The sequence below is a fragment of the bacterium genome (assembly GCA_040756715.1).
Taxonomy (GTDB): domain Bacteria; phylum UBA9089; class UBA9088; order UBA9088; family UBA9088; genus JBFLYE01.
On the sequence record JBFLYE010000201.1, the window covers coordinates 1 to 6,598 of the forward strand.

General features: G+C 37.4%; 9 protein-coding genes. All 9 read right to left on the reverse strand.

Going from position 1 to position 6,598, the window contains the following annotated elements; all coding sequences use genetic code 11:
* Nucleotides 1–114: 114 nt before the first annotated feature.
* The 9 genes from AB1397_07695 to AB1397_07735 all read right to left on the reverse strand — a co-directional run bounded on the left by AB1397_07695 (nucleotide 115) and on the right by AB1397_07735 (nucleotide 6,382).
* A complete protein-coding gene (locus AB1397_07695; GenBank protein ID MEW6482855.1) occupies nucleotides 115–270 on the reverse strand; it encodes a zinc ribbon domain-containing protein in 156 nt (51 codons plus the stop codon).
* A 56-nt stretch (nucleotides 271–326) separates the two neighbouring features.
* On the reverse strand, nucleotides 327–722 hold the full coding sequence (locus AB1397_07700; protein MEW6482856.1) for a HEPN domain-containing protein: 396 nt from the start codon (nucleotides 720–722) through the stop codon (nucleotides 327–329).
* On the reverse strand, nucleotides 712–1,029 hold the full coding sequence (locus AB1397_07705; protein ID MEW6482857.1) for a nucleotidyltransferase domain-containing protein: 318 nt from the start codon (nucleotides 1,027–1,029) through the stop codon (nucleotides 712–714). The genes AB1397_07700 and AB1397_07705 overlap by 11 nt, the downstream gene beginning before the upstream one ends.
* A complete protein-coding gene (locus AB1397_07710) occupies nucleotides 1,016–5,122 on the reverse strand; it encodes an acyl-CoA dehydratase activase (protein ID MEW6482858.1) in 4,107 nt (1,368 codons plus the stop codon). The genes AB1397_07705 and AB1397_07710 overlap by 14 nt, the downstream gene beginning before the upstream one ends.
* A 46-nt stretch (nucleotides 5,123–5,168) precedes the next feature.
* Entirely contained in the window at nucleotides 5,169–5,369 is a 201-nt protein-coding gene (locus tag AB1397_07715; GenBank protein MEW6482859.1) for a hypothetical protein, read from the reverse strand.
* Nucleotides 5,359–5,502: a DUF3368 domain-containing protein gene (locus AB1397_07720; protein ID MEW6482860.1), complete on the reverse strand. Its 144-nt coding sequence runs from the start codon at nucleotides 5,500–5,502 to the stop codon at nucleotides 5,359–5,361. Before AB1397_07720 ends, AB1397_07715 begins: the two co-directional genes overlap by 11 nt.
* Nucleotides 5,503–5,741: 239 nt before the next feature.
* Complete coding sequence (locus AB1397_07725; GenBank protein ID MEW6482861.1) at nucleotides 5,742–5,873, reverse strand: hypothetical protein; 132 nt, start codon at nucleotides 5,871–5,873, stop codon at nucleotides 5,742–5,744.
* Between the two features lie 36 nt (nucleotides 5,874–5,909).
* Complete coding sequence (locus AB1397_07730; GenBank protein ID MEW6482862.1) at nucleotides 5,910–6,089, reverse strand: hypothetical protein; 180 nt, start codon at nucleotides 6,087–6,089, stop codon at nucleotides 5,910–5,912.
* Nucleotides 6,089–6,382 carry a UPF0175 family protein gene (locus AB1397_07735; GenBank protein ID MEW6482863.1) on the reverse strand — a complete coding sequence of 98 codons (294 nt, stop codon included), beginning with the start codon at nucleotides 6,380–6,382 and terminating at the stop codon, nucleotides 6,089–6,091. Before AB1397_07735 ends, AB1397_07730 begins: the two co-directional genes overlap by 1 nt.
* Between the last annotated feature and the right edge of the window lie 216 nt (nucleotides 6,383–6,598).

Genomic DNA, 6,598 nt, shown 5'->3' on the forward strand with positions numbered 1-6,598 from the left:
AGTTTTATAAAATTTTTTCCCTTTTAATTCAAAATTCAACATTCAAAATTCATAATTTTATAAAGTTTTCCTTAAGATTATCTAAACACATACATTTTGTAAAGCGTTATGGAATTAACTATAATAATTATACCCCTTCTTTAAAAATTTTTGCAAGGAAAAATTTCTACCTATTCGGGCAAAAATGAGCCATCCAGCGGACACAACTCCACACCCCTCACAAAACCTTGCCCCTTCTTCATTCTTTGTGCCACACTCTGGACAAAACATATTCTAATGCTTCCTTATTTTTCTAAAATTATTACTTTCTGGATGCAAAGAAAATTTTACCTGCTCATTCCCTTTAAACAATCCTTTACCCATTCCCTTATTTCTTCTGTCATATCCTTTGCCTTAATAGCCGTTTCTTTATCATAATGGCTAGGCCAATGGACAGGATAACGGGTATCAATATAAAACTGATTAAGATAACGACAAGCCTCCTCTATTTCTTCTGTTATTTCTTCTTTTTCTCTACATATTTCTAATAATTCCAAAAGATTGTGAATGGCTCTAAATTCTAATTGATGAGCAATTATAAAGGCTTTGAGATATTTTTCAGCCGATTGTTGGAAATGAAAGCAAACCTGAGAAAAATAGTCTGTATCTTTAAGGCTTATAGAGGCAAAGCCAAAATCCTCATCAGCCTTTTCTATCCATTCTTCTACTATTTTATTTTTCATAAAGAACCTTCCCTTCTTCAAGAATACCTTTTATAAAAGGGTCTTTCAATTTTAGCCTCTCGGCTACCTCCTTTGGGGTATAAACAATAAAATCCGTAGCAATTTTATACTTGATTAACCTATCAAGCTCATAGATACGTTCTCTACCTATATGAGGAGGATTTTCTTTAACAATAAAAAGGTCAATGTCCCTTGGTTCTTCATCCCTTACCAAAGAGCCGAAAAGGATAATCTTTAGAGGGTTATATTTTTCTATGAGTTGCCCTACAATATTTTCAAGCTCTAAAGAAAATCTATCTCTTTCCATATTGTTTTGCTTGATGGATGAATGCTTCAAGGCGCATATCGGTGTTGGCTGAGGAAAGTCCATCATAGGCAATGGTTAATATAGGCAAGCCCTTGTTGTCTTCTGAGACAGATTTTAATATTGCCGTTGCAATGGTTCCTGGCATACAGGTAAAGGGTATGGTGTTGATTATCCCGCAAAGCCCCTTCTTTACAAAGTCTACAGCTTTTCCAATGCTCATAATTGCCTCTCCCTCAAAGGAATGGTGAAGATAGGGCCTGGCAAATTCTAATATCTCAGAGGTTGATGGTTCGCCGATTCCCCTTAGAAAATGATGCCAAGGATAAGAAAGCCTTGCCTCTTGTTTTACTTGATAGAGGTTCTTTATCGAGGTTTTGATAAAACAAGCATAATCATTGGTTAGTAATGAATGCATATTCCTTCTAAAATTCCTGTATAAAAACCATTCATTAACCGGAGCTGACCATACCTCTCCTCCCAATGCCTCAACCTTTTTGATAACATTTTCATTGGAAAATTTGTTTGCCCGGACAAAGAATTCACCTACCAGACCAATCACTGGCTTATCTTTCGGATAAACCGGAATCTTTGAGAATGCCTCTTTTGCTTCTTTCATTACTGGCAAAAGGTCTTTCTTTTGCTTGATTGCTTCACAAACCTTTTTTACATACTCTTTATAAACCCCCTCAGTTATCCCTTTTTCCTTCTCATAAGGCCGCGTCTCATAAAGGGCTTTTTCCAATATATCAATTGCCACAATCCCTGCCCAGGCAAGCGGCTCAAAATCCTTACCAACCAAGCTTAAGTCCTTAAAAAAGTTCTTTGCCTGGTTTGGAGCATAGATAGGAACATCCTTATAGCCCAAAGAATCCAAGACAAACCTCTGAAGCATGGAATATTGCCCAAATCTGCAGGGACCAGATGAGCCTCCCATAAAGAATGCAGACTCCTTTGGATTAAAATCAGCTCGCTTGGTGAATTTTACCATATCCCCGGTGGTAACAATCGCCGGATAGCATTCTCTACCAAGCGTATATTTCCTTCCCCAATATAAGGTTTCTATATCTGACTCTGGCATAACCTCTGCATTTACACCACAAGCCTTAAATGCTGCCTCTAGGGCATAGGCATGGTCTGACATATAGGGGATGATGATTTTTCGCTTTGTTTTTTTCTCAATGGTTAATGTCTTTATCCTTCTTTCCTCTTCTATCTTCTTTTTCCTTGCATTTTCAATGGAATCAAGGAATGCCTCGCACCTTGTAATTGCCCCAACATCAGCCGAATGCTCATCAACCTCAATAATTAAATGTGGCTTTTCCTCCATCTTTTCCTTAAAGAATGAGACAATAAAGGAATCGGGTCCACAGCCATAGTTGGTAAGGTAAATAGGAAATAGCCGCTCATCTTTTCTTACCAATTCACAGGCGGCTAATATCTGTTGACCTGACCTCCAATACATATTTGGCCAATCAACTGATGTATCCACGGTATCTAAAGGAAGAAAATCCATTGGTATACTTAAGACCCCCAAATCCCTTAATTTTCTGGGAAGCTCTAAGTTTAGCCCACAATCATTTCCATTGTATGAGCGGGCAATTAGAACAATTGAGCGATTGTCTAATGATGATAATATCTCTTTTCCCCTTTCTTCTATCCTTTTTCTAAATTCGCTTTGGACATTATAGGCAATATTCAATGCCTTCTTTACCCTTTCTGGTGCAATCCCCAATGCCCTTCCCATTTCAAGCAATGGCTTTAGAAGACCCTTTTTCTCATAGCGCATCCTGATAACTGGCTGAAGGAGATTAACCCTATGCTCCTTGAAATTCATCGTTGAGGCAACTGTATAGGGAATGGATTGGACATAGGGGCAATGGTAGGATTCTGAGAAATAGGGAGATGTTTGTTTAAGGTTTATAATGGAGGGAAGAAATAGATAATCAACCCCAGCTTCAAGGAGGCTTAAGATATGACCGTGGGTAAGCTTTATGGGAAAGCAGGTATCTACTGAAACGCCTTCAACGCCCTTATGAATAATGGTCTTATTTGTCTTTTCGGAAAAGATAACATTAAATCCCAATTCGCTAAAGAATGCCTTAAAGAAGGGAAAGAATTCATAGAAAAACAATGCCCTGGGAATCCCAATCTTTTTGCCACCCCCCTCTTTTTTATAAATATTTAAAAGCAGGTTTTCCCTCTCCTCAAACAAATCAGGTAGTTCTGACCCTTGACCCTTGACCCTTGACCCTTGACCCCTTTTTTCATATTTCTCACACCTTGCCCCATAAAATAAAGGTTCTTCGCCTTCTAACTTGACCTTTTTTATCTCGCAGGAATTTGGACACCCCTTGCATTCAAAGGAGGAAAGCTCATATTTTCTATTTTTTAAGTCAAACCCCTTAAATCTTGTTTTTTCTATATTGCTTTCTTTAGCAATTATGGCAACGCCGATTGCGCCAGTGACATCATGGTTTTCGGGAACAAAAATTCTCTTTCCACAGACCTTTTCAAAGGCAGCAATAACCGCAAGGTTAGCTGCTGTTCCACCTTGAAAGAATATTTTATTTCCTACCTTTTTTTCACCGACAACCCTGTTTAGGTAATTGTGGACAATGGAATAGGCAAGCCCAGCTACAATGTCCTTTTTCTCTGCCTGCTTTTGCTGGTGGGAAACAATGTCTGTCTCCATAAATACCGTGCATCGCTCCCCTAAAGCAAGGGGTTGCTCTGATTGAAATGCCAGATTGGCAAATTCCTCTTTTATGTTTATGCCAAGCCTCTCTGCCTGCTCCTCCAAGAATGAGCCAGTTCCTGCCGCACAGACCTTATTCATCTCAAAATCAACGATACAACCATTTTCTAAGGATATATACTTTGAATCCTGACCACCTATCTCAAAGATTGTATCTACGCTTGGGTCTATATCATAGGCTGCCCTTGCCTGAGCGGTTATCTCATTCTTTACAATATCGCCTCCCACAAAATCGGCAATCATATACCTTCCTGAGCCGGTTGTCCCACAGCCACAAACCTCAACAAATTCACCAATTTCTTTTCCAATCTCATCCAGGCCTTGGCATACCGCTTCAATTGGTCTACTTGCTGTAGGTAGATACCTTCTTGCTAAAACCCTTTTGTCTTCGTCAATTGCCACAACATTGGTTGAGACAGATCCGATGTCTATGCCAATATAAGTCGGGAGTCGGGAGTCGGAAGTCGGGAGTCGTAGATAGGTTTTTATTTTGTCTTTGTATTCGGAAATGGGAGCAATGAGGCTTAAGGGTTCAAGACCAATTTTTTCCTCTTCAATCTTAAAATCTTTTAATCTTTTAAGCTCTATCTTATTCTTTGCCAAAAGGGCTGCACCAATTGCCCCCATTGTGGCAAAATGCTCTGGAATAATAATCTCAATCCCTAATACCTCTTTAAATGCCCTTTGCATTCCCTTATTTGCCGCAACCCCGCCCTGAAATGAAACAGGCGGATTTATGTTTTTCCCCTTTCCAATCACAGATTTAAAATTCCTGGCAAAGGCAAAGCATAAGCCAGCAATAATATCCTCAATTGGCGTGGCTTCTTGCTGGAGGTGAATCATATCGGTCTTGGCAAATACCGAGCACCTTCCGGCAATGCGTGGAGGTTTTTCTGATTTTAGGGAAGCTTCTGAAAATTCCTCAATGCTAAGATGCATCCTTGAAGCCTGCTGGTCTAAAAATGAGCCACAACCTGCCGCACAGATCGTATTGGTTGAGAAATCTAGGATTGAGCCATCATTAGAAAGGTTAATCAGCTTTGAGTCACTTCCTCCGATTTCTATTATCGTCCTTATTTCCTTGTTTAATTTAGAGGTTGCAGATGCCTGAACAATTACCTCATTTACGGGAGATGTCCCAAAAAATTCGCAGATTCCCCTTGTCCCTGTTCCTGTCCAGCCAACCAATATATCATCGGGAAGGCTCTCTATCTTTTCAAGCAATAAAGGCAAAGGATTTCCCTTATGCCTAATGTAATAATCCTCAAGGATGTTATCATTCTCATCCAAAAGGGCTATTTTTAAGCTTATTGAGCCAATGTCAATACCGAGTTTCATGCTATTATGATATGTAATTTAACCCTTATTTGGCAAAGGGTTTATCTTAAGGATATTTCACTTCCTCTTTCTTTTGCAAAAGAAGCCCAAAGGGTTTGGGTATCAATCTTTTATGCCATGTTATACGCAGTTTTGGCCCATCTATAGTTTCTTTATACAAATGAATTGTATCTTCAACATATTCATCAAATCTTTCTATCTCTTCAGAGACAAATCGAGCTTTTTGACCTATCTTATTAGCACTCACTTTCTTTTATTATCTCCTCATAAAGACTTTTACTAATTCTAAAATCATTTGCTTTTAACTCATCTAATTTCATCCTTAAATCTATGGGAAAGCCTCTCTTTTTGGTAAGGGAGAGGATGCCTATTGTACCCATAATATTAAACCCCATTGAGTTATAGTTAATTCCATAACGCTTTACAAAATGTATGTGTTTAGATAATCTTAAGGAAAACTTTATAAAATTATGAATTTTGAATGTTGAATTTTGAATTAAAAGGGAAAAAATTTTATAAAACTTAAACCTTCAATTCAAAATTCAAAATTTAGAATTCAAAATTTCTTAAAAGGTGGATGAATTTTTAACAGATAAACACAACCCTATCTATTTTTGCACTAAGTAATGGAAGATACTATAGCTATCTCTCTTCCCTTTTCTTCATCAAGTAAGATATAGTCAGCTTCAATTTCATTAGCAAGAACTATAGACTCTGCCTCTCCTTCATCCAGACTACTTAGCATACCCATAACTGCTAATCTATCTTTTACAAACAATCTCTCTATTCATCTGTTAGTAATGGCATTTTTGGTTTCATCAGAGCCAGGTTTGTCTTTTCCCTTCACTACTATATCTTGAAAAACAGCTTCTGGAATATAGATTTTGCCAAAAAGCTCTTTTAAAATCCCAAATTGGTCAATCATACTTAAGGCTATAAGGGGTGAAGCATTGGATACTACCTTCACTATTTTAAAATCCCTATGTATTTATCTATAGATTTTTTATCCTGCTCCCAGTGTTCTCGGGTATAATCAAATGCAGGTATCCCATTTTTCCGCAATAGTTCTCTAAAATCAGCCTGACACATTCCTGCTAATTCTGCTGCCTTTCCAAGAGAAAAAACCTTCTTTTTAAAGAGATCTATGGCGGTTGCCTCTTTTAACTCCCGAGCTATCATTTCTTTGGTTGAAAGCCCCATTACCTTCATTCCTAAATAGGAATTCTTTGGTATATGAACATCTACTTTAACTTCCTTCATTTTACAACCCTCTTTTATAAAATTATGAATTTTGAATTAAAAGGGGAAAAATTTTATAAAACTTAAACCTTCAATCCAAAATTCAAAATTTAGAATTCAAAAAATTATATCCTTTTTGTTTTAAGGTAGTCAACTTTGGCAAATTTTTAAATTTTGCTCTTTTTTAAGAAAAAATTAAAGAAAATGGTTTATTTAGACGATAAAGAAAATAGAAGA